The 19487-nt window shown below is 70.5% G+C and carries 22 protein-coding genes; 8 read left to right on the top strand and 14 right to left on the bottom strand.

Annotated features, from left to right (window positions below; genetic code table 11):
- Positions 1–3: 3 nt before the first annotated feature.
- Positions 4–387: a succinate dehydrogenase, hydrophobic membrane anchor protein gene (gene sdhD, locus AC2D8W_RS16205; protein ID WP_293484764.1), complete on the bottom strand. Its 384-nt coding sequence runs from the start codon at positions 385–387 to the stop codon at positions 4–6.
- Complete coding sequence (gene sdhC, locus AC2D8W_RS16200) at positions 384–794, bottom strand: succinate dehydrogenase, cytochrome b556 subunit (RefSeq protein WP_484672397.1); 411 nt, start codon at positions 792–794, stop codon at positions 384–386. The genes sdhD and sdhC overlap by 4 nt, the downstream gene beginning before the upstream one ends.
- Before the next feature lie 350 nt (positions 795–1144).
- On the opposite strand from sdhC, the gene AC2D8W_RS16195 reads away from it, so the two are divergent.
- Entirely contained in the window at positions 1145–2020 is an 876-nt protein-coding gene (locus tag AC2D8W_RS16195; protein ID WP_484672396.1) for a LysR family transcriptional regulator, read from the top strand.
- 12 nt (positions 2021–2032) lie between these two features.
- Here AC2D8W_RS16195 and AC2D8W_RS16190 read toward each other — a convergent pair whose 3' ends face one another.
- A complete protein-coding gene (locus AC2D8W_RS16190; protein ID WP_293484770.1) occupies positions 2033–2236 on the bottom strand; it encodes a hypothetical protein in 204 nt (67 codons plus the stop codon).
- 86 nt (positions 2237–2322) lie between these two features.
- Between AC2D8W_RS16190 and AC2D8W_RS16185 the strand changes: the two genes are divergently transcribed.
- Complete coding sequence (locus AC2D8W_RS16185; RefSeq protein ID WP_293484772.1) at positions 2323–2535, top strand: hypervirulence associated TUDOR domain-containing protein; 213 nt, start codon at positions 2323–2325, stop codon at positions 2533–2535.
- 3 nt (positions 2536–2538) lie between these two features.
- On the opposite strand, the gene AC2D8W_RS16180 is transcribed toward AC2D8W_RS16185, so the two are convergent.
- The 4 genes from AC2D8W_RS16180 to AC2D8W_RS16165 form a co-directional block, all read right to left on the bottom strand.
- A complete protein-coding gene (locus tag AC2D8W_RS16180; protein ID WP_484672395.1) occupies positions 2539–2964 on the bottom strand; it encodes an SRPBCC family protein in 426 nt (141 codons plus the stop codon).
- Positions 2965–3205: 241 nt separating this feature from the next.
- Positions 3206–3586 (bottom strand): hypothetical protein, encoded by a 381-nt coding sequence (locus tag AC2D8W_RS16175; RefSeq protein ID WP_484672394.1) that lies wholly within the window; start codon positions 3584–3586, stop codon positions 3206–3208.
- Positions 3587–3613: 27 nt separating this feature from the next.
- Positions 3614–4540, bottom strand: a complete 927-nt coding sequence (htpX, locus tag AC2D8W_RS16170; protein WP_484672393.1) for a zinc metalloprotease HtpX — start codon at positions 4538–4540, stop codon at positions 3614–3616.
- A gap of 134 nt (positions 4541–4674) precedes the next feature.
- Entirely contained in the window at positions 4675–5109 is a 435-nt protein-coding gene (locus tag AC2D8W_RS16165) for a hypothetical protein (RefSeq protein ID WP_484672392.1), read from the bottom strand.
- A 135-nt stretch (positions 5110–5244) separates the two neighbouring features.
- On the opposite strand from AC2D8W_RS16165, the gene AC2D8W_RS16160 reads away from it, so the two are divergent.
- Positions 5245–6345, top strand: a complete 1101-nt coding sequence (locus AC2D8W_RS16160) for a CobW family GTP-binding protein (protein WP_484672522.1) — start codon at positions 5245–5247, stop codon at positions 6343–6345.
- 19 nt (positions 6346–6364) lie between these two features.
- Here AC2D8W_RS16160 and AC2D8W_RS16155 read toward each other — a convergent pair whose 3' ends face one another.
- The 3 genes from AC2D8W_RS16155 to AC2D8W_RS16145 form a co-directional block, all read right to left on the bottom strand.
- Positions 6365–6550, bottom strand: a complete 186-nt coding sequence (locus AC2D8W_RS16155; protein ID WP_484672391.1) for a hypothetical protein — start codon at positions 6548–6550, stop codon at positions 6365–6367.
- Positions 6551–6657: 107 nt separating this feature from the next.
- Complete coding sequence (locus AC2D8W_RS16150; RefSeq protein WP_484672390.1) at positions 6658–7083, bottom strand: biopolymer transporter ExbD; 426 nt, start codon at positions 7081–7083, stop codon at positions 6658–6660.
- A gap of 145 nt (positions 7084–7228) precedes the next feature.
- Entirely contained in the window at positions 7229–7672 is a 444-nt protein-coding gene (locus tag AC2D8W_RS16145; protein WP_293484786.1) for a biopolymer transporter ExbD, read from the bottom strand.
- A 151-nt stretch (positions 7673–7823) separates the two neighbouring features.
- Here AC2D8W_RS16145 and AC2D8W_RS16140 point away from each other — a divergent pair, with 151 nt between their 5' ends.
- Complete coding sequence (locus tag AC2D8W_RS16140) at positions 7824–8795, top strand: WD40 repeat domain-containing protein (protein WP_484672389.1); 972 nt, start codon at positions 7824–7826, stop codon at positions 8793–8795.
- A 50-nt stretch (positions 8796–8845) separates the two neighbouring features.
- Positions 8846–9148 carry a putative quinol monooxygenase gene (locus tag AC2D8W_RS16135; RefSeq protein WP_484672388.1) on the top strand — a complete coding sequence of 101 codons (303 nt, stop codon included), beginning with the start codon at positions 8846–8848 and terminating at the stop codon, positions 9146–9148.
- Between the two features lie 22 nt (positions 9149–9170).
- Here AC2D8W_RS16135 and ald read toward each other — a convergent pair whose 3' ends face one another.
- Together ald and AC2D8W_RS16125 are read right to left on the bottom strand one after the other, a co-directional pair.
- Positions 9171–10283, bottom strand: coding sequence for an alanine dehydrogenase (ald, locus tag AC2D8W_RS16130; RefSeq protein WP_484672387.1), 1113 nt, complete (start codon positions 10281–10283; stop codon positions 9171–9173).
- A gap of 110 nt (positions 10284–10393) precedes the next feature.
- Positions 10394–12175, bottom strand: coding sequence for an adenylate/guanylate cyclase domain-containing protein (locus AC2D8W_RS16125; RefSeq protein ID WP_484672386.1), 1782 nt, complete (start codon positions 12173–12175; stop codon positions 10394–10396).
- A gap of 265 nt (positions 12176–12440) precedes the next feature.
- On the opposite strand from AC2D8W_RS16125, the gene AC2D8W_RS16120 reads away from it, so the two are divergent.
- The 3 genes from AC2D8W_RS16120 to AC2D8W_RS16110 all read left to right on the top strand — a co-directional run bounded on the left by AC2D8W_RS16120 (position 12441) and on the right by AC2D8W_RS16110 (position 16448).
- Positions 12441–12983, top strand: coding sequence for an RNA polymerase sigma factor (locus tag AC2D8W_RS16120; protein WP_484672385.1), 543 nt, complete (start codon positions 12441–12443; stop codon positions 12981–12983).
- Positions 12984–13077: 94 nt separating this feature from the next.
- Positions 13078–14034: a FecR family protein gene (locus AC2D8W_RS16115; protein WP_484672384.1), complete on the top strand. Its 957-nt coding sequence runs from the start codon at positions 13078–13080 to the stop codon at positions 14032–14034.
- Between the two features lie 32 nt (positions 14035–14066).
- Positions 14067–16448: a TonB-dependent receptor gene (locus AC2D8W_RS16110; RefSeq protein WP_484672383.1), complete on the top strand. Its 2382-nt coding sequence runs from the start codon at positions 14067–14069 to the stop codon at positions 16446–16448.
- Between the two features lie 432 nt (positions 16449–16880).
- On the opposite strand, the gene AC2D8W_RS16105 is transcribed toward AC2D8W_RS16110, so the two are convergent.
- Entirely contained in the window at positions 16881–17783 is a 903-nt protein-coding gene (locus AC2D8W_RS16105; protein ID WP_484672382.1) for an alpha/beta hydrolase, read from the bottom strand.
- A complete protein-coding gene (locus AC2D8W_RS16100; RefSeq protein WP_484672381.1) occupies positions 17780–19396 on the bottom strand; it encodes a flavin-containing monooxygenase in 1617 nt (538 codons plus the stop codon). The genes AC2D8W_RS16105 and AC2D8W_RS16100 overlap by 4 nt, the downstream gene beginning before the upstream one ends.
- Between the last annotated feature and the right edge of the window lie 91 nt (positions 19397–19487).

The raw sequence follows: 19487 nt of genomic DNA, 5'->3' as shown, positions 1-19487 counted from the left end.
GGATCAGGCGCCCCCCAGCGCGACCTTGAGGACCGAGAAGATGGCCAGCGCCCCGGCCAGCCATCCGACGAAGAGGTTGAGGAGCAGGCAGGCCGCCTTGTTCAGGTGGCTGTAGACATAGTCCTCGATGACCACCCGCAGCCCCGAGATCATGTGCGTGGTCGAGATGAAGATGGTCAGGATCACCAGGGTGGCGTTCACCGGCGAGCCGATCCACTCGACGGCGCTGTAGTAGTCCATCCCGGCCAGCAGGATGACGCTGTAGACGCCCCAGAGGACCAGCGGAACGAGCGCGATCGCGCCGACGCGTTCGCCGACCCAGTGCCCGACGCCGTGCTTGGCCGAGCCGAGCCCGCGGGCGCGGGAAAGCGGAGTGCGGTAGCTCATGCCAGGGCTCCCGTCATGAAGGCGATCGCCCAGGCCGCCGCCGTGGCCGCGATGGTGAAGCCGAAGACCGTCCAGGCCGAGCTGTTGGCGCTCTTGATGTCCAGGCCGTGGCCGAAATCCCAGACCAGGTGCCGGACTCCGTTGGCGAGGTGGTAGAAGACCGACGCGGTCATCCCCAGCATCACGAGCTTGCCCAGCGGCGAGCCCAGCAGGCCCATGAAGGCCTGGTAGGCCTCGGGCCCCATCGCCAGCGAAACCGCCCAGGCCGACACGATCAGGCCGGCCAGGTAGAGCCCGACCCCGGTGACCCGGTGCAGGATCGAGGTGAGCATGGTGACGTGCCAGCGCCAGATCTGCAGATGTGGCGATATGGGGCGGTCGGCGGGACCGCGTGGAACGCTTGTCATGGCTTTAGCCGTGCCTCCCCAAAAGCCGTCGGCGAACCTGTTCTTAAGCGCCCGACGAAGGGTGTCAACGAACGGCGGCGCTTGGAGGCCGCCTGGGCATGTCGATCCGACCCTACGGGGGCGGCAGGCGCCCGATCGCGCGCCACCAGGGGCGGGCGACGCCTGCCGCCGGCACAGGCCGCCTGCGGCCGGCGGCCCCGCCCGCCGCCCGCGGCGGCGTCACCTGGCGTCGGTGCGGCGTGCATGGGAAACGGCAGGGCTCCAAGCTTCGGATGGCGCGAAGTTCTGCCGAGCTCAGGCGCTGACGACAATGCGTTCTTGCTGTAGCCTTCCTTCGCGAAAGGCGAAGGATGCGCTTCGATCTGACGGACCTCAGGCTGTTCTGCGACGTGCTCGACGAAGGCTCGATCACGGCCGGCGCCGCCAAGAGCGCGCTGGCGCTGGCGGCGGCCTCCACGCGGATCCGCAACATGGAGGCCGCGCTCGGCGCCGAACTCCTGACGCGGTCGCGCCACGGGGTCACGCCGACGGCCGCCGGACGCATGCTGCTCAAGCACGCGCGGACGATGCTCTCGCAGGCGGCGCGGATGCGGGAGGACCTGTCTGCCTTCGCGGGCGCGCTCTCGGGCGAGGTGCGGCTGCTCGCCAACACCAATGCCCTCACCGAGTTCCTCCCCGAGGTCCTGGCCTCGTTCCTCGCGGCCCATCCGCACGTGAGCGTCGATCTCGAGGAGCGGCTCTCGGACGAGATCGTGGGGCTCATCGCCGAAGGCGTGGGCGACGTGGGCATCGTCGCCGGCACGGTGGAGGTGGGCGCGCTCGAGACCTATCCGTTCCGGCAGGATCGTTTCGTCGTCGTGGCGGCCCGCGGCCATCCGCTGTCGCGGCGCACGCGCGTCGCCTTCGCCGAGGTGCTGGACTACGACCTGATCGGCCTGGAGCGCTCGGCCTCGCTGCAGCGCTTCCTGACGGGGAAGGCGGCGCGCCTCGGCGTCCCGCTGCGGCTGCGCGTGCAGCTTCGCAGCTTCGACGCCGTCTGCCGAATGGTCGAGGCGGGCGTCGGGGTGGGCGTGGTGCCCCAGACGACGGCCGCGCGGGCGGCCAGGAACCTTGCGGTCATCGACCTGGCCGACGACTGGGCCCTGCGCGAGCTCACCATCGTTGTCCGCGCCGCGGCGGACCTGCGCCCCTACGCCCGCGAACTGGTCGAGAGCCTCAGGGCGTGACCCGGACGGGCGCTAGGAGCTGCGCCGCATAGAGGAATCGCCGCGCCGGGACTGGGCGTTCAGGACGCTGGCCATGTGCCGCGCGTCCTCCTCGGAAAGTCCGCTCTGCGGCACGCCGCCGACCACGGCAGGCTCGCCGGTGAAGATCAGGAAGGTGGTGTAGCCCGCGGGGTCCCTGCGGACGGCGTAGCGGTCGGTCTTGCGTTCGTCAGGCATGTCGCGGGCGAGATTGCCCGATCCCGGACGCGTGTCCAACCGGAACAAGGACCCCCGCGGCTCGCTTTCCGCCTCACGGAGCGCACATGACCGACAAGTCCTTCAAGCCAGGCGACGCCGTCGCCTGGGACCACAGCCAGGGAACCACGCAGGGCAAGGTCGTGCGCAAGCAGACGTCGCCCACCCGGATAAAGGGGCACAAGGTGGCCGCCTCGCCGGACAATCCGGAATACATCGTCAAGTCCGACAAGACGGGCGCGATCGCGGCCCACAAGCCAGGTGAGCTGCGCAGGCGCTGAGCCTCAGCGCAGGCCGTGGATCTGCGCCGACTCCTCGGCCAGGCTCTTGATCTCCCGGATCGCTTCGTCATGCGCGCCGCTGAGGGCGTTGGCGTGCTCCGGAGGGAGGGGACCCGTCGTGAACTCCAGCCGCGTCCTGTCGTCGACGGACTCGATCTCGAAGACCTCGGCGAAAGGGCCCCGCGGGTCGTCGGCGTAGTCGAAACGAAGCAGCCTCTCAGGCCGAAAGGCCGTGACGGTGCCGCAGGCGCGGGTCGCCCCGTCAGGCGCCTTCCACGCTATGGGATCGCCTTCGCGGAACGTGGTGCGCACCGAAATTCCTTCCAGGTAGGCCGCCGCCCACTCCTGGATCAGCTCTGGCGTGGTCAGCACGCGCCAGACCTCCGCGGGCGGGGCGTCAATCTCGAGGCTGCGTTTGATCAGGGGCATAACAAGCTCAACTGGATGGGAATTTCAGCGTTACGATCAGCAGCCTCACGAGACCGAATGCGTCGCGTCTGATCGCTATGGTTGAGTTCGAACACTGAGACTTCGACCGGAGCCGACGGGTTCCGCAATTCGATTCAACCCTGGGGTAGTCTCGCCCGGGAACAGGGCGACTTTTGGGAGAAGCTCGGCCGTATAGCGGGCTGGCAGAGTGTGGCGAAACGCTGCGGCCGCTGGCGTCGCGCTAGGGTCTGCCGGACGGCGTGAGGGGGCCGCCGTAGCGCCGGCGCGCCAGCGCGATGGGGGCCAGCGCCGCGGCGACGCCCCCGACGTTCGCGGCGACGTCCTTCCACTGGAACGTGCCCGAGACCAGACCGAAGATCTGCATGACCTCGAAGGTCATGGCGACGCCCAGGAAGCCCGCCCCGATCAGCCAGGGGCTCACCCGGGGCAGCGATACCGCGGTGAGCAGCGTCAGCAGGTAGCCGAAGGCGACATGCTCCACCACGTCCGGCGGCGGGGCCATCGCCGCGGCGTCATGATGGGGGTCGATCGCCCCTTTTGCCGCGACCGCCAGAACGACGAGGAGGGCGGCGCGTCCGAGCCAGGTCAGAAGGCTTTGCATCATCGCGTCTTAGGCGAGATCGGCGGCCTATGACCAGGGCCCGACCCGGCGCGTGGCGCCGGTGAGCGGAACGGCCGTCTCGCGACGTCCGCCCAGTCGCGCGGCGTGCTCCATCAGGGCCGCGACGCGGTTCTCGGTCGAGGGGTGGGTCGAGAAGAGATTGTCCGCGCCGCCTCCGGCGAGCGGGTTGATGATGAACATGTGCGCCGTCGCCGGATTGCGCTCGGCGTCCGGATTGTAGACGCCGCCGCGGGCGTAGGCGTCGATGCGGCGGAGCGCGGAGGCGAGCGCCTCCGGGTCGCCGGAAAGCGCGGCGCCCTCGCGGTCGGCCTCGTATTCGCGGCCGCGGCTGATCGCCATCTGCACCAGGGCGGCGGCCATCGGGGCGACGATCATCATCACCAGCATGCCGACGACGCCGGTCGGCCGGCCGTCCTCGTCGCGCCCGCCGAACAGGAAGGCGAAGTTGGCCAGCATGCCGATCGCGCCTGCGATCGTGGCGGTGATGGTCATGGTCAGGGTGTCGCGATGCTTCACGTGCGCGAGTTCGTGGGCCATGACGCCGCGGATCTCGCGGCGGGACAGCATCTGCAGCAGGCCGCGCGTGGCGGCGACCGCGGCATGGCTCGGGTCGCGGCCGGTGGCGAAGGCGTTCGGCTGGTCCTGGTCGATGATGTAGATCTTCGGGGCCGGCATCCCGGCGCGCTGGGCAAGCTCCAGCGTGTCGGTCACGTAGTTGCGGATCAGCGGCTCGGGGTGGGAGTCGTCCACCTCCTGCGCCCGGTACATGGACAGGACGATCTTGTCCGCGTTCCAGTAGCTGACCAGGTTCATCACGCCGGCCAGGGCGAAGGCCACGACCATGCCGGTCGGCCCCCCGATCAGGTAGCCGATGCCCACGAAGAGCGCCGTCAGCGCCGCGAGCAGCATGAAGGTGCGAAGGTGGTTGCGCATGGTCTCCGTCAAGCCGTCAGAACTTGCTGGGAGATATGGTGCGCATCATACGCGTATGCAACCGCGTACGAACGAGCAAAGCCGCAAGCGGCAGCTCGCGGCTTCGTGCGTCCCGGGTGGGGCAAGCGGTTGGATCAGGCGAAGAGATCGCCGTAGCGATACTCGACGCCCCCGCCGAACGCTTTGTAGTCGCGGGCATGGACGAGACCGCCAGTCGGCGTGTTGTCCTCGTCGGTGCTGTCCCCGTCGATGGCGTAGTAGAACTCGCCGCCGCCCGAGTGACCGCGGAACGTGCCGAACTTGATCGCAACGCCGGTGTTCTCGGCGTCCAGCAGCTGGGGATTTAGGGCCAGGATCTCGTTCAGGGCGTCCTGGTACCAGTCGTCCAGATCGTCGGAGACGCTGTCGGGGGTCTCGATCTTCACGAAGAAGAACTCTTCGTCCTCGCCCTGGTCGGGCGTCAGGTCGAAGTAGAAGGTCACGTGCGAGATGTCCTTGGGCATCGTCGCGAAGTGGCCGCCGTCGATTTCGGAGTCCACGGGCTGGCTGTCGAGAGTCGTCTTGGGCATTCACCCCTCCTTGCGTTCACGCCGAGATGTGTGGCCGCATCGGTAAAGGGTCGCGGAAGGGGCGCGGTTAAATCCGCCGTAGGGTTGACGCCCGCCACGCGTTTGCCCGTTCCTATCGTGCGTTCTTGGGACTACATGACCGGCATGAGCGAAGCCGCGACCAAGACCCCCGTCACCGTCCTCACCGGCTATCTCGGCGCGGGCAAGACCACGCTCCTGAACCGTATCCTGTCGGAGGACCACGGCCGGAAGTACGCCGTGATCGTGAACGAGTTCGGCGAGATCGGGATCGACAACGACCTCATCGTCGGGGCCGACGAGGAAGTCTTCGAGATGAACAACGGGTGCGTCTGCTGCACGGTGCGCGGCGACCTGATCCGGGTCCTCTCGGGGCTCATGAAGCGCAAGGGCCGGTTCGACGGCATCATCGTCGAGACCACGGGCCTTGCCGACCCGGCGCCCGTGGCGCAGACCTTCTTCGTGGACGACGACGTGCGCGCGCGCACCGAGCTCGACAGCGTCACCACGGTGGTCGACGCCAAGCACCTGCCGCTCCGGCTCAAGGACTCCCGCGAGGCGGCCGAGCAGATCGCCTTCGCCGACCAGATCATCCTGAACAAGACCGACCTGGTCTCCGAGGCGGAACTGGCCGAGGTGGAGAAGGCCATCCGGACGCTGAACCCCATGGCGCCGATCCGGCGCGCGCAGCGCTCGAACGTGCCGCTCGACGCCATCCTCGGCCGGCACGCCTTCGATCTGGCCCGCGTGACCGAACTGCAGCCCGATTTCCTCAACCCCGCCCATGGCGAGCCGGGGCACGTGCATGACGAGCACTGCGATCACGATCACGGGCACGAGCATCACCATCACGATCATGAGCATCACGACCATGGTCACGCGCACGACCACGGCCACATCCACGACCACGTGGCCGAGAGCGGGATCCGCTCGGTCTCGCTGAGATCGGACAAGCCCATCGACGCCAACCGCGTCACCGCGTGGCTCAACAACGTGCTGCAGACCCAGGGCGTCGACATCCTGCGCGCCAAGGGCATCCTGGACATCAAGGGCGAGGAGCGCCGGCTGGTCTTCCAGGCGGTGCACATGATCCTGGAGGGCGACTTCCAGGGCGAGTGGAGGCCGGGCGACCAGCGCTACTCCCGTCTGGTCTTCATCGGCCGCAACCTCGACGAGGCCGCGCTGAAGGCCGGCTTCGAGAGCTGCATCGCCGCCTGAGTCGGCCGCACGGCCTGGCTCAGGCCGCGATCGGCTCGCTGACGAGGCGCCGCAGGCAGTTCGCCGCGACGACGTCCGGCTTCAGGTGCCCGCACCAGGCGAAGCTGCGGCCGCCGCGCCATTCCAGTTCCAGCCGGCGCCCTTCGATCCGGTAGCGCCCGCGGTGGGTCCGGGGGCCCACCGACACCTCGATCAACTGCCACATGTCCGTGTGCGCCTTCGCGCTCTTTTCGAGGTCGTTCTGACCCCACCTGAGCCGACAAGTCTAAACGAGGGCGGTTACATGGCTGTTAATGCTGAATCTTCGGGTAGCTATAGCGCCTCGCCGACGAGGGCGACCTTGTGGTAGCCGGCCGCCTGCAGCGCGTTCATCACCGCGATGACCTTTCCGTAGGCCACGCCCTCGTCCCCGCGCAGATAGATGCGGCCGGACGTGGGGTTCGCCCCGCCGATCGCGGCGCCCACGGCCGCCGGAAGATCTCCGAGCATCGTCGCGCGGTCGCCCACGAACGCGCGGCCGTCGAGGGTCACCGACACGACCACCGGCGGCGCCGAGACGGCGTTCGTGGATCCCACCGGCGGAAGGTCGACCCTCACCGACACGGTCGAGACGGGAAGCGCCACCATGAAGATGATCAACAGCACCAGCATCACGTCCACAAAGGGCGTGACGTTGATCTCGGCGTTCTGGCGGATCGCGTAGGCGGCGTGGCTGTGGGAAGCGAGGGACGCGGCCATAAGGGGGCCTCCTGTTGCAGACTACAACAGTAATTTATTACACCTATAACTTTCCGCAAGCTGACTCTGTCGTCCGGCGCCCCGGGCACGAAAAAGCCCGCCGGGGGGCGACCCCGGCGGGCGTGTTCGAAGCGATCCGAAGGGCCTAGAGCTCTTCGTTGATCAGGGCCACCTGGTAGAAGCCGTTGCCCTGCAGCGTATTCATCACGGCCATGAAGTCGCCGTAGAGGACGTCCCGGTCGGCGCGGATGTAGACGCGCTGTTCGGTCGGCGGGATCGCCGGATCGTCCTTCTGCAGCTGGACCGTCAGGTCGCCGGTCAGGCGGTCGAGGTTCGTCGGCGCTTCGCCGATGAAGACGCGGCCGCCGCGCTGGACGTTGATCAGCGTCGGCTCCTTCACCTTCGTGCCCGGAGGCGGCGGGATGGCCGGCGGCAGGTCGAGCTTGATCGACACCGTCGCGGCGGGGATCGACACCATGAAGATGATCAGGAGCACCAGCATGACGTCCACGAAGGGCGTCACGTTCATGTCCGAGTTCTGGCCGAGGTCGAACTTGCTGCCGCCCCCTCCGCCAACCTTAGCGCCCATAAGTCCTGGTTCCTTACCCTGTGCGCGCGCGCACCCGCGCTTGTCGTCCGACCATTGGCAAGCCGCCGGGGGCTTGTAAAGCGCGAATGCGCCGAACGCCGGTCCGAGCCGACGCTTGCCCCGCGGGCGCCCAAAGCACTAGGGGAAGCGCATGCTTTCCGCCTTCGACGCCTACGTCACCGCCGCCTTCTTCGACCGCGCCGGCCGCGGCGTCTTCGCCCTGGGCGATGGCACGGTCCGCTTCGAGGGCGGCGAGGTCGTGGAGGCCCATCCCGACGGCGCGGCGCTCTCGGCCTGCCTTCCTCCGGCGGGCGAGGGCGTCCTCACCGGCGGCGACGACGGCCGGGTCATCCTCTCGACGCCTTCGGAGGCGCGCGAGGTCGCCGCCGTCCCCGGCCGCTGGATCGAGGCGGTGGCGGCGAGCCCCGAGTCGGGCCTCGTCGCCTTCTCCGCCGCCCGCGACCTGCACGTGCGCGACCCGGCGGACGCCGCGTTCTCGCGCACCTTCACCCACGAGAAGTCGGTCGCCGGGGTGGCCTTCGACCCCAAGGGCCGGCGCCTCGCGGTGGCGACCTACGGCGGCGTGGCGCTCTGGTACGCCCGCATCGCCGACCAGAAGCCGGTCTTCTTCAAGTGGGCGGGCAGCCACATCGCCGTCTGCTGGAGCCCCGACGGCAAGTTCCTGGTGTCGTCGATGCAGGAGAACCAACTGCACGGCTGGCGCGTGGCCGACGAGAAGAACATGCGCATGGGCGGCTACCCCTCGAAGGTCCGCAGCCTGGCGTTCCTGTCCAAGGGGCGGCTGATGGCGACCTCGGGGGCGAACGGCGCCGTCTGCTGGCCGTTCGCCGGACCGGCCGGGCCCATGGGCCAGCAGGCCGCCGAGATCGGTTACGACGAGGCGGCGCTCACCACCCGCATCGCCACCGCGCCCGACGCCACCTGGCTCGCGGCCGGGCTGGACGACGGCCGCGTCTGGGCGGCGGACGTCACGGGCCAGCGCCTCGTGCCGATCAAGGCCGAGAAGGGCGCCCCCATCTCGGCGCTGGCGATCTCGGCCGACGCCAGGCGGGTCGCCTGGGGCGACGAGGATGGCAACGCGGGCGTCGCGGACGTCGGCTAGGCGCCCGAGGCGGTCTGTCCGCGTCGGGCAATGGGAACGGAGGGGCGTTCATGACGGTGGTGGTGATTGGCTCCATGCGGTTTCCCGCCGACGCCATGGCGAACGTGCGGCCTCACCTCGCGACGCTCGTCGCGGAGACCCGGAAGCACGACGGCTGCGTGGAGTACAACGCCGCCGAGGATATCGGCGACCCGGGGCTAGTGCGCTTCTCGGAAATCTGGCCCAGCCATGATCTGCTGATGGCTCATCTCCAGGCGCCGCATATCGCGCCGTGGCGAGCCGTGGCGGCGCGCTACGGCGTTTCCGACCGCACGTTCACCGCCTTCGACGCCTCGAACCCGCGCGAGGTCTAAGGCCGCAGCCGCCGGCGCGAGGCTAGGCCCAGGCGCCGTAGGGGTCCTTGAAGGGCTTGCCCAGCGCTTCGGCGACGGCCGGATGGGTGAGGTGGCCGTCCAGCACGTTCAGGCCCCGCGCCAGGTGCTTGTTCGCCTTGAGCGCGTCCAGGCCCTTGTCGGCGAGCTGCAGGCCGAAGGGCAGGGTGGCGTGGCCCAGGGCCTCGGACGACGTCCGGGGCGCGGCGCCGGGCATGTTGGCCACGCAGTAGTGCACCACGCCGTCCACGGTGTAGGTCGGGTTCTTGTGCGTGGTGGGCCTGCTGGTCTCGAAACAGCCGCCCTGGTCGATGGAGACGTCCACCAGCACCGAACCCGGCTTCATCTGCGACAGGTGCTCGCGCCGCACCATCTTGGGCGCCGCGGCGCCGGCGGTCAGCACCGCGCCGATCACGACGTCGGCCTTCAGGATCTCCTCCTCCACCGCGTCGATGGTGGAGTAGCGGGTGATCACCCGCCCGGCGAAGATGTCGTCGATGTAGCGCATGCGCGGGATCGATCGCTCGAGGATCACCACCTCGGCCCCCAGGCCGGCCGCCATCACCGCGGCGTTCGCGCCGACGACGCCGCCGCCCAGGATGCACACCCGCGCCGGCGGCACGCCGGGAACGCCGCAGATCAGGAGCCCCATGCCGCCGTTGTGCTTCAGCAGGGTCTCGGCCGCCGAGAAGACCGCGATCCGCCCGGCCACTTCCGACATCGGCGCCAGCAGCGGCAGGCCGCCGTTGACGTCGGTGACGGTCTCATAGGCCACCGCCGCGCAGCCGCTGGCCAGCAGGCCCTCGGTCTGCGCCGGATCCGGCGCCAGGTGCAGGTAGGTGAAGAGGATGTGCGCCTTCGAGAGCTTCACCCACTCGGCGGCCTGCGGCTCCTTCACCTTCACGATCATCTGCGCGCCCGAGAAGACCGCGTCCGCGTCGGCCACGATCCGCGCGCCCGCCCGTTCGTAGAGCGCGTCGGCGTAGCCGGCGCCTTCGCCGGCGCCCCGCTCGACGATCACCTCGTGGCCGTGGGCCACGTATTCCCGGACCGCCGTGGGCGTCAGGCCCACCCGGTATTCGTCAGGCTTGATCTCGCGAGGCACGCCGACGCGCATGACAAGTTCCTCCGAGGCAGGTTATTGCCGCTACGGCAGCCTTTGGGGGAATGGCGTTGCGGGGTCAAGGGCTTCGCCCGGCCAGCCAGGCGTCAAGCGGAGGCCATGCGCTAGGCGCGCCGGCGGCGCCGGGCTTCGGCCTGGACGTTGGCGGCGGCGGGGCGGGCCAGCCGGTAGAGGGGATAGACGCCGTAGCCCTTCGCCAGCGGGGTCTTGCCCACGTAGTTGCAGTCGAACGGGTGGTCCGCCTCCATCTCGAGCACCGCGGCGAAGGGCTCGGTGACGTAGACGCTTCCCGAGGGCGTGACCGGCTCGATCCGCGCCGTCCGCGAGACCTCGGTGCCGTAGTAGGTGGTGCGGCGGCTGACCGGGTCGTAGCCGGCATAGGTGGCGCCGTAGTGCAGCGCGATGCGCATGCCCGTGCCCTCGGGCACGCCCAGGGCCTTGCAGTCCACCTTCGCGAACTGCTCCGAAAGGTCGAGCGCGCAGGCGGCCGCCGAGCGCGCGTCCTCGAAGACGACATAGAGGGCGTCGCCCCAGGTGTTGCCCACGCGGATGACGTCGGAATAGTCCTCGAGCGTCACGGCGGCGCGGTGCATGACCTCGTCCCAGAAGACCGGCAGCACGCGCTCGTCCAGCGTCGTGAAGCCCGGGAAATCGGTGAACATGATCCCGAAGGTCCCGCGCTCGACCTTCGACCGCGGCGGCGGCGGCGGCATCACCGGCCGCTTGAGCGGGCCGTCGCGCACCACGTGGGAACGGCCGCCGGCCGCCTGCCAGGCCGAGATGTCGGAACCCGAGAGGGTGCCCGCCCCGCCGGACTCCAGCACCGCGATCTGCACCGCCTCGCCGTTCAGGTGCCGCGCCCGGAGCCGCGCCATGCCCATGGTCACCTTGGAGCCGTAGGCGAACTGCATCATCTCGCCGACGTAGCTCATGTTGCTGGCGATGGTGAGAGACGTGGCGCGCTGGCGGCAGCTCACATAGCGCCGGACCCAGTCGTCCCCGGCGGGCGCCACCGACTGGGCGATGAAATCGGCTTCGGTGAAGGGCAGCACGACGTCCAGCTCGCAGCCGGCGGCCAGGAGTTCCTCGGCGATGAGGATGTCGCTGCCCGACGCGAGCGCGCCATAGGCGAAGCCCACCTTCTCGCGCTGGATGATCTCGCGGACCTGGGCCGCCACGCGGGCTTCCAGCTCGGGGTCGGCCACGAAGATGTTGCCGCAGAACATGGCCACCTTGGGCGGGCGCACGTGGTGCAGCAGGCCCTCGATCCCCGCGGCGTCGCGGCTCACGGCCTTCAGGCGCTGCAGCTGCAGGAAGGTGGTCGAGCGCGAGCCGACGTCGGCGTCCGGCGCCTCGGTGGCCCGCCGCAGCACCTTGTCGGCGCCTTCCAGGTCGCCAAGCACCACCATCGCCTCGGCCAGGGTGGCGAGCGTGTAGTAGTCCTGCCCGGCCCCGGCGAGGACCTGCTGGACCACGATGCGCGCGAGCCGCTGGGCGGTCGCGGGACGTCCGGCGATCTGCGCCAGCGTGGCCGCGTTGATGGCGGGATAGCTGGACCGTGTCCGACGATAGACCGCCGAATAGAGCCGGCAGGCCTGGAGCAGCTTGCCGCGATTGGGCTCCGCACCGGCGGCGAACGCCTGATCCTTGAGCAGCCGCGCCTTCAGCGACAGCGCGTCGACGTCGCCCTTCGCCTCGAGCTGGTACTCGTCGTAGAGGCGCAGGCCGCGCTCGGTGTCGCCGAGCCGGGCCAGGGTCAGGACCTCGAGGTAGCCCAGCCCCTGATGGCCCAACTTCTTGCCGCGCGTGACTTCGTCGTAGGCCGCGAGAAGGTCTCCGCGCGCGAGTGCGGACCGGATCGAGTCGATAGTCTCGTCGCCGACCATTCCCGCGGCCCCGTGACGTCGGGCCCGGTCTTCCGGCCCTGTCCCCCATGTTCGGGGTAGCCGCGTCCGGGGATGCAGGCAAGTTCTCTCGCCTGCTGCGGGATGGCCCCGTCGCCGCAACCGCGAGCAACCGCGACGCGACACGACTCGTCGGCTCGGCTAGATCGGGCAGGGTGGAGCGGGTGGGTTGCGGCCGGTTCGGCGCGGATCGCGCCCGCTCGAGCTTCGACGATGACGGCGCGGGCCGCCGGAGAGGAGAACGACGTTGGCCCCTGATGGGCGGTCCGGGCGGCCGGGCGAGGAGAGTCCGCTGATCCGCGCCTTCTTCGAGAAGCGCGAGAACCTCGTCCTGTTCCTCGCCGCGCGCACGCGCGACCTCGCCACCGCCGAAGACCTCGTCCAGGACCTCTACCTCAAGATCGCCGCCCAGCCCTCGGAGGACGTGAAGGCGCCGTCGGCGCTCCTCTACCGCATGGCCGGCAACCTCCTGATCGACCACGTCCGGAGCCGCCAGCGGGCCTCGCGGCGCGAAGGCCAGTGGCGGATGGACACGCGCGTGGCCGGCGGCGCGGAGGAACTGGCGCAGGAGCCCGCCGCCGACGAGGTGGTGATCGGCCGCGAGCGCGCCCGCCAGCTGGCGGAAGCCGTCGAGGCCCTGCCGCCCAAGATGGGCCAGGCCTTCCGACTGCATAAGATCGAGGGCAAGAGCCAGGCCGAGACCGCCCAGGCCATGGGGGTGTCGGTGAAGATGATCGAACAGCACATCGCGGCGGCGCTGAAGCACCTGACCCAGAGGCTGCGCGGTTGATGTGTGGAATGTCGGCTCGGCGACCTAGGGGCGTCCCGGCGCGGCGCCGTCTTACCAGCGGTTCGGCGCAATGGGCGTCGTTCGAGGCGAGCCTATGACCAGCTTGGCGACGGACAGGGACGGGCAGGCGGCGCAAGCCAGCGCCTGGCTCGTGCGCCTTTCCGCCGGCGACGGCGGAGAGGCCGAGGCGCTGGCGTTCGACGCCTGGCTGGACGAGACGCCCGGCAACCGCGAGGCCTACGCGGCCGCGCTGGCGACCTGGCACGAGTATTCCGCGGGCGCGGACGCCGTGGGCGTGGCGATCGCCCGGCCGGCGCGCCGGCCCGTTTCGCTGTCCCGCCGGTGGATGGCGGGCGCCGGCGGCCTCGCCATCGCGGCGACGGTGGCCCTGGCGGTCCTGCCGGCCCTCACGACCACGACGGCGACCTATGCGACCGGCAAGGGCGAGCACCGGCAGGTGGCCCTGGCGGACGGCTCGAAGATCGACCTGAACGCCGAGACGCGCCTTTCGGTGAAGTACGGCCTGCTCCGGCGCGAGGTGACCCTGACCGACGGCGAAGCGCTCTTCGACGTGGCTCACGACACGCGCCGGCCGTTCACGGTGGCGGCCGCGGGGCGGATGGTCCGGGTGCTGGGGACCCAGTTCGATGTCCGCAGCCGCTCGGGCGACGTCGTCGTGACGGTGGCCCGCGGGCGGGTCGAGGTGCGGCCCAACGCCGCGTCCACCCAGGCGTTCACGCTCGTGCGGGGCCAGCGGCTCGAGGTCGAGCGCACCGGCCGGGCGCAGCTGCATACGGTCGACCCGCAGGAAGCCTACAGCTGGCGCGCCGGCCGCCTGGTGTACCGCAACCAGCCGCTCGCCGAGGTGGTGGCGGACCTGAACCGGCAGTTCGTCCAGCAGGTCGAGATCGGTGATCCGGCCCTGGCGCAGACCCCGATCACGGGCGTGATCGTCCTCGACGATCCGCAGTCCGTGGTGGCGCGTCTGAGCTTGATGCTCCCCATAAGATCGGTACCTTCCGACCGGGGGCTGCTTCTGCTTCGGAAGTAAGGCCGAAGGACAAGTCGGAGCTAACCATCCGCGTGCGTCGGGACCTGGTGGCCGCCACCACGTGCGTCGTGTTGGCGATGAACGGCGGCGACCCCGCCCAGGCCGCAGGCGCGCGGGTGCAGTTCAAGGTCGCGCCCAAGTCCTACTCCGAAGCCCTGCTGGACATGGCCCAGCAGGCGAACGTCACCCTCATCGGCGCGGGCGCCTGCATCGGGCAGTCGCCGGGCGTGTCCGGGGTGCTGACGATCGAGCAGGCGCTCGATCAGATCCTGGCGGGGGCGCCCTGCACGGCGCGGCTGGTGGCCGCCGGCACGGTGGAGGTGGCGCCGATCCTGCGGCCGGAGGCCCCGCGCCCCTCACCGCCCGTGACCGTCTCGGAACTGCTCGTGACCGCGACGAAGCGGGTGCGCGACCCCCGGCAGATCGCCGTGGCGGTGACGGCGATCCCGCGCGGGCAGCTGCTGTCGACCGGCGCCACCGACGCCGGCGAGGCGGCGGGACAGCTCGCGGGCGTCCTCGCCACCAACCTCGGCCCGGGCCGCAACAAGCTGCTGCTGCGCGGCCTCTCGGACGGGGCCTACACCGGTCGCGCCCGCTCGATCGTGGCGACGTTCCTCGACGACATACCCGTCAACTACAACGCTCCCGATCCCGACCTGCGGCTGACGGATGTCGAGCGCGTGGAGGTCGCGCGCGGCCCGCAGGGCGCGCTCTACGGCGCCGGGTCGCTCTCGGGCCTCTACCGGATCGTCGCGCGCAAGCCCGACCTCGAAGCCTTCCACGCCGAGCTGCGCGGGACCGCGGCGATCACGGAGAGCGGGGATCCGAGCTACGCCGTCGAGGGCTACGCCAACTACCCGCTGACGCTGTTCGGCCAGACCGTCGGCCTGCGCCTCGCCGCCTACCAGGAGGAACAGGGCGGCTACCTCGAGAACGTCCGGCTGATGCGCAGCAACGTCGACCGCACCGTGCGGCGGGGCGCGCGGCTCATCATGCTCTACGAGCCGACGGACGACCTGGCGTTCACCATCACGCTGGCGGGCCAGCACCTGCGCTCGGACGACACCCACTACACGACGCCCGGCATGAAGCTGACGCGGGACACGCGTTCGCCGGAGCCGCACGTCAACGACATCGAGCTCGCCACGGCCACCGTGCGGCGCTCGTGGGGGTGGGGCGAGCTGACCTCGGCGACGGGCGTGGTCCGCCACCGCTACGGCAGCCTGTTCGACTCGACGGCCAGCAAGGACCTCTACACACGCTTCGCCGAGACCGCGGCCTATGCCGAGCGCACGCGCACCACCATGCTGGTGGAGGACCTGGTCCTCACCTCGCGCGGGGCCGGCCGCCTCGAGTGGCTCGCGGGCGTCTACGGCTCGTACACGCGCGTGCACACGCCCACCGAGTTCCTGGCGCAGCTCTCGTTCTCGCCGGTGCTGATCCCGGTCTATGGCGACGACCGGCGCGATCGGATCCGCGAGCTGGCCGCCTACGGCGAGGTTTCCTACGAGGTGCTGCCCGGCTGGACCGTCGCGGTGGGGGCCCGCGCCTTCCAGATCGAGACCCGGACCCGCTCGTCGGTGGTGTCCGAACGCTTCCAGCCCCGCAGTTTCGACCGCGAGGTGAAGTTCAGCGGCGTCTCGCCCAAGCTCTCGCTCCAGAAGACCTTCGGCGGGGGAAATCTGGCCTATGTGGTGATGTCCGAGGGCTACCGGTCCGGCGGCATAAACTCGGGCGGCGCCGTGCCTCTGCTGCCCGAACGCGAGGTCTTCGGCCCCGACCGGCTCACCAACTTCGAGGCCGGCCTGAAGCTCGAGGCGTTCCGGCGGCGGCTCGGCGTGAACACGGCCCTCTTCTACGACCTCTGGGACGACATCCAGACGGACCAGTTCCGGGACTCGGGAATTCCCTTCACCACCAATGCGGGCGACGCCCAGGTCATCGGGGTCGAGACCGAGGTCACCTGGCGCAGCGACTTCGGTCTCACGGCGCAGCTGAATGCCCGGATCAGCCGCACCCGGACGGGCCGGCCGAACCCCGCCTTCATCCGCACGCCCCTTGCCGACGGCCTGCCGGGGGCGCCCCCCATCTCCGCCGGGGCCGTGCTCAGCTACGACACCGCGCTGGGCGACGACTGGACGCTGCGGCTCATCGGCCAGGCCAGCTACGTCGGCCGCTCACGGGTCAGCTTCGAGGCGGCGCAGCCGCGCACCCGCGAGTACGGCCGCGCGAAGCTCTCTGCGGAACTGATCAACGGCGCCTGGGGCGCGCAGCTCTTCGTGATCAATCCGCTGAACGACTACAGCGACACCTTCGCCTTCGGGAACCCGTTCACGCAGAACCAGGCCAAGATCCGTCAGGTGACGCCCCAGCGACCGCGGACCATCGGCATCACCGTGTCGCGGGGGCTGTAGAAAAATTCTATCGGCGACCTGGGGGTTCCGCCGTGCGGCGCCGTCTCCACCGCGACCTTCGATTTATGGAGAGCGCAGGTCGAACAGCAGGCGCGTGTGACGAAGCGCCTCAGTCCGGGTGGCGTGTGATCCCGAGCCCAAGATCGCGCCACGCCTTGGCTCGGCGCGGTTTCGGCCCCTGATGGCGGCCGGGACCGCGCCTCCCTGCTCGCGCCTCGCGAGAACAGATTTGGCCGATCGAAGCTCTGATGCTACCTTCTGCACGTTGACCGCGGTCGGCTCGGGCCGCGATCCACACGCGTCGGCTCTCCAGTCGCTGACACGAGACCACCGCCCCGGTCCGAGGACGTCACACCTCGGCCGGGGCTCCTCGTTTCCGGGCCCCCCTTCCGAGACCCCTTTCCTCGACGCTCGAGACCCGCCGGCGCGCCGCTACGGCGGCCAGGCGCGCGCCAGGAAGGCGGCGATGCGGGCGACCGCCTCGTCCGCCTCGGGCAGGGCGCCCCCGAACATCTGCCAGACGTGGATCATGTCCGGCCAGACCTCGAGCTCGACCGAGACGCCCGCGGCCTCGGCGCGCTGCGCCAGGGTGACGGCGTCGTCGAGCAGGACCTCGTCCGACCCGGCCTGGATGAGGAGCCGCGGCAGGCCCGAAAGGTCGGCGGCCAGGGGCGAGGCCAGCGGGGCGGCCGGATCCTGGCCCTGGAGGTACTGGTCGGCCATCTCCAGCAGGATACGGCGCGTGAGCAGCGGATCGGCGCCGGCCCGGGTCTCGTACGAGCCGCCGGTGCAGGCGAGGTCGACCCACGGGCTCATGGCGACCGCTGCGGCCGGCGCGGGGAGGCCGGCGTCCCGGATGGCGATCAACGCTGCGATGGCCAGCCCGCCGCCGGCCGACTCCCCGCCGATGGCGATGCGCGCGGGCTCCGCTCCGTCCGCCAGCAGCGCGCGATACGCCGCCACCGCGTCCTCCACGGCGGCCGGGAACGGGTGGTCGGGCGCGAGGCGGTAGTCCAGGCTCACCACACGGGCGCCGGTGGCGAGGGCGAGCGCGGTGGTGAAACCGCGGCTGCCGGCCGGATCGCCCATCACGTAACCCCCGCCGTGCAGGTGCAGGAAGACGTTCGGGCCGCCGCCCGGCTCCCGTTCGAGGGTCTCGACCGGCCGTCCGGCCAGCGCGCCGGCGGCGACCCGCAGTCCCGGCGGCGGCGGCTGCGCGGCGGCGAAGAGCGCCGCCTGCGCGCGTCGGTGGGCGATGGAGGCGTCGGGGCCGCCCAGCAGCGACAGCAGCATCGCGCGCACGCCGTCTATGGGGCGCTCGGGGCGCGCGCTCATCCGTTCGGCCCTGCGCCCAGCCGGAAGCCCTCGTACCCGCGCTGCGCCACCTCCAGGCAACGCTCGCGGTAGGCGGCGAACCCGCCCACGTACACGCCGAAGCGGCGCGGCTTTCCGGGGATGTTGGCGCCGAAGTACCAGGACCCGTCCGCCTTCGGGTACAGCGTGTGGGCGACCGCCGCGTCGGATTCGGCCACCCAGGCCGCCTCGGCGGTCTCGGTCGCCTCGACGGTGGCGACGCCGCGCGTGCGCATGTGCTCCAGGCAGTCGGCGATCCAGTCCACATGCTGCTCGACGGCCGTCGGCATGTTCGCCAGGACCGACGGGCTGAGGGGGCCCGTGACGGTGAACAGGTTGGGGAAGCCCGCGATGCCTAGGCCGAGGTAGCTCTTCGGCCCTTCGGCCCATCGGTCGGCCAGCCGGACGCCGCCGCGGCCCCTCACGTCGATGGCGAGCAGGGCCCCGGTGATGGCGTCGAAGCCCGTGGCGACGACCAGGTCGTCCAGCTCGTACGCCGCGTCCGCCGTGCACAGGACGTGGCCCGCAACCTCGCGGATCGGCGCGCTGCGCACATCGACCAGCGTCACGTTGGGACGGTTGAAGGTCTCGTAGTAGTAGTCGTCCAGCGGCGGGCGCTTCACGCCGATCGGATGGTCGTTGGGGACCAGCCGCTGCGCGGTCGCCGGGTCGCGCACCGTGCGCAGGATGTGGGCGCGCACGAAGTCCTGCGCCGTCTCGTTGGCGCGCTCGTCGCTGAAGAGGTCGGTGAAGGCGGTGAAGAACCGCATGCCGCCCTGGTCCCAGAAGGCCTGATAGGCCGCTTCCCGCGCCGCGTCGCTGACCTCCAGCGCCGATTGTTCCGGCGGGTCGAACGGCACCGCGCCGCCCGAGGCCAGGCACCGGGCGCGGATCTCGGCGTAGTTGGCCTTCACCCAGGCGTCGAAGTCCGGGTCGGTCGGGCGGTTCCAGGCCGGCAGGACCCAGTTGGCCGTGCGCTGGAACACCGTGAGATGCTCGGCCTGCTCGGCGATGCGCGGGATCGCCTGCACGGCAGAGGCGCCGGTGCCGATCACGCCGACGCGGCGGCCTCGGAAGTCGACGGGCTCATGCGGCCACTGGGCGGTGTGGAACAGCCGCCCCTGGAAGTCGCGAAGGCCCGGGATGTCCGGCCAGTTCACCTGCGACAGGCAGCCCATCGCCGTCACCAGGGACCGCGTGGTGGTCTCGAAACCGTCCGTCGTGCGCAGCCGCCAACCGCCCAGGGACTCGTCGAAGTGCGCCGCCGCCACCTTGGCGCCGAAGCGATAGCGCCGCCGCAGGTCGAAGCGGTCGGCGACGTGCTTCAGGTAGCTGAGGATCTCGGGCTGCTCGGAATAGCGCAGGCTCCAGTTCCAGTCCTGCTGCAGGCCGTCGTCGAAGGCGTAGCTGTAGTAGTAGCTCTCGCAGTCGCACCGCGCGCCCGGGTAGCGGTTCCAGTACCAGACGCCCCCGACGTCGTCGGCCTGTTCCAGGCCCAGGACGTCGAGGCCCTGCTCGCCGAAGCGGTGGACGGCGTAGAGCCCCCCGAAGCCCGCGCCGATGACGACCACGTCGTACTGCGGTTGCGCGCCCATGGGCCCTCGCTCGTTCGATAGCATAACGGACGTTACGCAGACGCTATCGGCTTCTTCGGGCCTGTGTAAAGGTGCGGGCCGAAACGAGGGG

The sequence above is a fragment of the Phenylobacterium sp. T106 genome (assembly GCF_057219735.1).
Note: the sequence above shows the minus strand (reverse complement) of the source record. Positions and strands in the feature narration are given on the sequence as shown.

Bases quoted from the DNA above. Each gene is read 5' to 3' on its own strand.
- sdhD (WP_293484764.1), bottom strand. From the start codon at position 387: ATGAGCTACCGCACTCCGCTTTCCCGCGCCCGCGGGCTCGGCTCGGCC.
- sdhC (WP_484672397.1), bottom strand. From the start codon at position 794: ATGACAAGCGTTCCACGCGGTCCCGCCGACCGCCCCATATCGCCACAT.
- AC2D8W_RS16195 (WP_484672396.1), top strand. From the start codon at position 1,145: ATGCGCTTCGATCTGACGGACCTCAGGCTGTTCTGCGACGTGCTCGAC.
- AC2D8W_RS16190 (WP_293484770.1), bottom strand. From the start codon at position 2,236: ATGCCTGACGAACGCAAGACCGACCGCTACGCCGTCCGCAGGGACCCC.
- AC2D8W_RS16185 (WP_293484772.1), top strand. From the start codon at position 2,323: ATGACCGACAAGTCCTTCAAGCCAGGCGACGCCGTCGCCTGGGACCAC.
- AC2D8W_RS16180 (WP_484672395.1), bottom strand. From the start codon at position 2,964: ATGCCCCTGATCAAACGCAGCCTCGAGATTGACGCCCCGCCCGCGGAG.
- AC2D8W_RS16175 (WP_484672394.1), bottom strand. From the start codon at position 3,586: ATGCAAAGCCTTCTGACCTGGCTCGGACGCGCCGCCCTCCTCGTCGTT.
- htpX (WP_484672393.1), bottom strand. From the start codon at position 4,540: ATGCGCAACCACCTTCGCACCTTCATGCTGCTCGCGGCGCTGACGGCG.
- AC2D8W_RS16165 (WP_484672392.1), bottom strand. From the start codon at position 5,109: ATGCCCAAGACGACTCTCGACAGCCAGCCCGTGGACTCCGAAATCGAC.
- AC2D8W_RS16160 (WP_484672522.1), top strand. From the start codon at position 5,245: ATGACCGGCATGAGCGAAGCCGCGACCAAGACCCCCGTCACCGTCCTC.
- AC2D8W_RS16155 (WP_484672391.1), bottom strand. From the start codon at position 6,550: ATGTGGCAGTTGATCGAGGTGTCGGTGGGCCCCCGGACCCACCGCGGG.
- AC2D8W_RS16150 (WP_484672390.1), bottom strand. From the start codon at position 7,083: ATGGCCGCGTCCCTCGCTTCCCACAGCCACGCCGCCTACGCGATCCGC.
- AC2D8W_RS16145 (WP_293484786.1), bottom strand. From the start codon at position 7,672: ATGGGCGCTAAGGTTGGCGGAGGGGGCGGCAGCAAGTTCGACCTCGGC.
- AC2D8W_RS16140 (WP_484672389.1), top strand. From the start codon at position 7,824: ATGCTTTCCGCCTTCGACGCCTACGTCACCGCCGCCTTCTTCGACCGC.
- AC2D8W_RS16135 (WP_484672388.1), top strand. From the start codon at position 8,846: ATGACGGTGGTGGTGATTGGCTCCATGCGGTTTCCCGCCGACGCCATG.
- ald (WP_484672387.1), bottom strand. From the start codon at position 10,283: ATGCGCGTCGGCGTGCCTCGCGAGATCAAGCCTGACGAATACCGGGTG.
- AC2D8W_RS16125 (WP_484672386.1), bottom strand. From the start codon at position 12,175: ATGGTCGGCGACGAGACTATCGACTCGATCCGGTCCGCACTCGCGCGC.
- AC2D8W_RS16115 (WP_484672384.1), top strand. From the start codon at position 13,078: ATGACCAGCTTGGCGACGGACAGGGACGGGCAGGCGGCGCAAGCCAGC.
- AC2D8W_RS16105 (WP_484672382.1), bottom strand. From the start codon at position 17,783: ATGAGCGCGCGCCCCGAGCGCCCCATAGACGGCGTGCGCGCGATGCTG.
- AC2D8W_RS16100 (WP_484672381.1), bottom strand. From the start codon at position 19,396: ATGGGCGCGCAACCGCAGTACGACGTGGTCGTCATCGGCGCGGGCTTC.